Source organism: Microcoleus sp. N3A4 (assembly GCF_036701805.1).
In the GTDB taxonomy this organism is placed as follows: Bacteria; Cyanobacteriota; Cyanobacteriia; order Cyanobacteriales; family Microcoleaceae; genus Microcoleus.
The window spans coordinates 1-3,261 of the sequence record NZ_JAUBRJ010000154.1 but is presented as its reverse complement, the minus strand read 5'-3'; the positions used below and the strand labels follow the sequence as shown (position 1 = coordinate 3,261).

Annotated in this window: 4 protein-coding genes; 2 read left to right on the top strand and 2 right to left on the bottom strand. The window is 45.1% G+C overall.

Features of this window, described 5'->3' with window-relative positions; genetic code table 11:
* Window positions 1–216 precede the first annotated feature (216 nt).
* Both QUA56_RS37060 and QUA56_RS36320 read left to right on the top strand, forming a co-directional pair.
* The gene (locus tag QUA56_RS37060; RefSeq protein ID WP_445242983.1) at window positions 217–489 is read left to right on the top strand and encodes an IS1 family transposase; all 273 of its coding nucleotides are present in this window, start codon (window positions 217–219) and stop codon (window positions 487–489) included.
* Between the two features lie 362 nt (window positions 490–851).
* On the top strand, window positions 852–1,187 hold the full coding sequence (locus tag QUA56_RS36320; RefSeq protein WP_333368822.1) for a hypothetical protein: 336 nt from the start codon (window positions 852–854) through the stop codon (window positions 1,185–1,187).
* Window positions 1,188–1,218: 31 nt separating this feature from the next.
* Here the strand turns inward: QUA56_RS36320 and QUA56_RS36315 are convergent, their stop codons facing one another.
* Window positions 1,219–2,679 carry an NAD(P)/FAD-dependent oxidoreductase gene (locus tag QUA56_RS36315; RefSeq protein ID WP_333368819.1) on the bottom strand — a complete coding sequence of 487 codons (1,461 nt, stop codon included), beginning with the start codon at window positions 2,677–2,679 and terminating at the stop codon, window positions 1,219–1,221.
* A gap of 209 nt (window positions 2,680–2,888) precedes the next feature.
* Window positions 2,889–3,131 carry a hypothetical protein gene (locus tag QUA56_RS36310; protein WP_333368816.1) on the bottom strand — a complete coding sequence of 81 codons (243 nt, stop codon included), beginning with the start codon at window positions 3,129–3,131 and terminating at the stop codon, window positions 2,889–2,891.
* Window positions 3,132–3,261 lie beyond the last annotated feature (130 nt).

Below are 3,261 nucleotides of genomic sequence, written 5' to 3'. Positions count from 1 at the left end.
ACTTTTCTATATATTTGTTCAGATATTTTCACTGATTTAGCTATTGATTTAGCATAGTAAGTAAGGAAGAACCTAAAAAAAAAGGGAAAGCTAACTATTCAATGTGATGAAATGCGGTCATTCATTTGTAGGAGACAAGGGTAACAAGCAGTGGAGTTGGTTAGCAATTGATGTGTTGACTTTCATAGATTGTAGGAGTATATATTGGTAAAAGAGATGAACAAGAGTGCGAGGGGATTGTGGGATTCACGTGCGGGCAGTTCCAGAGTCAATGTGCTGTCAGTTATACAGACTTTTGTCCTTTCTTATGGAATAGTTTTTCCTAAAAAAAGACACAGAGCTGTAGGAAAGGATACTGGTCAGACCAACTATATAGAAAGATTTAATGATACCGCGAGACAAAGAATATCTCGATTGGGGAGAAAGACTCTTTCCTTCTCTAAAAAACTCTCCAATCATATCGGCAGCTCTTTGGTATTTTATTCATGAGTATAACGCCAGTTTATCTATCAATTAAAACCATTAATTATACTGACTGTGCAGGACTACCACCCAAAGAACGCATTTCAGTAGAGATGGTATTTCGTGGATTATATCATTTTTCCCGCTCTTTGTTAAGGGGGAAAATTACAGATGCAGTCACCTACTTAGTCGAGCATCATCAAATGTTGGGTCTGATTAAACAAGAGCGAAAGTGGCACCCTTGAGAATGCTGCTGTCGATCAAGAAATTTGGGAGTCAACTGCTTAAGTTGACACCAATGGGCATTGCCGTGTCCCTACAGGCACTTCGATCGCGGGTTCGCGTCATAAGTGCAAGTCTTGTAGTTTTAAGCTAAGGAAAAAACGATCGTGAACGACAAACAGCATCATCAAAACCCCGACTCCACTCCAGAGCAATCTAGTTCCCATCCCCTCGTCACAAGTCTTGGTGCAGCAGGCGGTGGTGTTGCCGGTGCCGCAATTGGGGGTTCAGTCGGTGGGCGCGTAGGCGCAACGCTGGGAGCAGTGGCGGGGGCGATCGCCGGTAGCATCGCCGGAAATGCCCTCGCAGAAGTGACCGCAGAAGTAGCTGAGCAGGTCAACGAGGCCATAGGATTGGACTTGGGAGCCGATAACCAGGAGATTGAGTTGCCCCGGCACTACTCTTGGGATGAGTTACGCGCTTTATCCAAGCCCCATAGCTAAAAACTAGGGGCTTGCGTCCTCCGATTCCCGATCAGGATTTCTGGTCTCGATCGTCATGACTTAGCATATTCAGCAATTTTTTGGCAACTATAGCGCCCACGACTACTCCACCAACCACTTGAGCAACCTTGACAGCTTGTTTTACCCCATCACCAGAATTGATATGTTCGTGGAATATCTCGTCTTTTAGCCAGTCTGTAGTGACTTTGAAGTTATGAACCGGAGTTGGCAATAGTTCTAGATAACTGCCTTGGCGAATCAGATGACCGACTTCGCCTGTCACTTGAAAAACATCGTAGATGTTAGCAGCACTATTTTCTAACCCTAGTTTGAGGAGAGTTCCGCGTAGGTTAACTTGAGCTGGTTTTAGCTCATGTCCTAAAGCGATCGCTTTCAGATTATGCGCGATCGCAGCTCCTTGCTGATAGGCTACTTGGGCTGTGGCAGGCAGAGGTTTCGTATCCTTGTGTGGTTCAGAGGAGTAAGATATGAGTTCGGGATGCAGTTCTAGATGCTCGTACTCGCGACCCTCAACCGTTGATGATTGTACGTCCACCGCACAATCACCACCCGCAAAAACTTCGGGAAAATCGGGTAACTGCAAAGTAGGAGTAACGTGAACGCGACCATTTTTATCGCGGTGTTCGTCGGGAATTGGCAAGTTTTTAATCAGTGGATGTGTAGCCGTTCCACTTGTCCAAATCGTGGTGGATGCTAATAGTATCTCGGACTTACCATCGCGCTTATATTCAACTGAATCTTGACGAATAGCCGTCGCTTCTGCTCCCGCGATTAACTCCACTGGTACAGCGCGTTTTTCCAATTCCTGCTCGGCGGTTTCGCGGAGATGACTGTTAATATCACCCTTGAGAATTTCGCTACCGTGATTGATTAGTACCACCCGAATTTCTTGAGGATTACCTCCCAATGCCTCATACCAGTGAGGTAGCAAATCGGCTAAAGTAGCTGCCATTTCCACACCACTTGGACCTCCACCGATCGCAGCTACAGTTAGCAGCCGACGACGTTGTTCGGGGTCTTCGATTTGAACGGCTCGCTGTAAGCAGTCGCGCAGGTGGCGATCGAGCGCGATCGCATTTTCTTGGGTGCGAAAATCAAAAGCATAGTCTTTGGCACCCTCAACGCCAAAATAGCCCGTAACGCTACCTAAACCTAAAACTAAGTTGCTGTAGTTGTAGCAGTCCCCGGAAGTTAATTTGACTTCCCGTTCATGGAGGTCGATCGATTGAACCGTATCTTGCACAAAAATGATACCGCTATCCTCGAGCAGTTCCTTAAAAGTTGGTACAACTTGATTAGCGTCCATCTCGCCGCTAAAATACTCGTAAAGTAAAGGCTTAAAACAAAAGCGTTCAGAGCTATCAATTAGGATGACGCTTCGAGGATAGTGTTCGTGCGCTAGATGCAAAGCTGTAAACAGACCAGCAAAACCACCACCAAGGATGACAGTCTGATAAATTGGGTTGTTCATACAATCATTTTTCTCCAGTAATTGAGAGTACAGTTGACAGTTGACAGTTGACAGTTGACAGTTGACAGTTGACGGTGAATCGAAAATCGGAGCTGCAACGCAAGTTCTGCTAAGCTGCTGTGCATCTAATTTTACAGTCAATGTTTCTACAATTATTGTGGGACGGGCAGGAGAGCCCGTCTCTGTATTCAATTTAGATGCGTAGCAGCTTATTTAATGAAAAAGAAAGCAATTAATGCCAAGCTGAGAAAGATAGCGAGCAGAATAGCGTGTTCAACTTTCGGGCTAATAATCTTGACAGCCATCACTAAACTAACCGCCAGGAGGACAACGCCAACGTCCACAATAGTTTCTCCGCGTTGGTCAATTAGCGGATCTTTTTGAACTGATTCAGCAGCAGCGAGAAAGTAAATTGCGATGATTCCTGCTAATTGTTGATTTAGCCAATTCATAAAAAAGCTCCTTGAATTTGAGGGAAAAAGGTAAAAATGCCTGGGGTTATAGCTGTAACCCACATTCCGCAGTTCTGGCTTTAATGACTAAGGATTATCATACATTCAGTGTAGGAAAAATATCTGTGCC

Coding starts and splice junctions, on each gene's coding strand:
- QUA56_RS37060 (WP_445242983.1), top strand. CDS start 217: ATGAACAAGAGTGCGAGGGGATTGTGGGATTCACGTGCGGGCAGTTCC.
- QUA56_RS36315 (WP_333368819.1), bottom strand. CDS start 2,679: ATGAACAACCCAATTTATCAGACTGTCATCCTTGGTGGTGGTTTTGCT.
- QUA56_RS36310 (WP_333368816.1), bottom strand. CDS start 3,131: ATGAATTGGCTAAATCAACAATTAGCAGGAATCATCGCAATTTACTTT.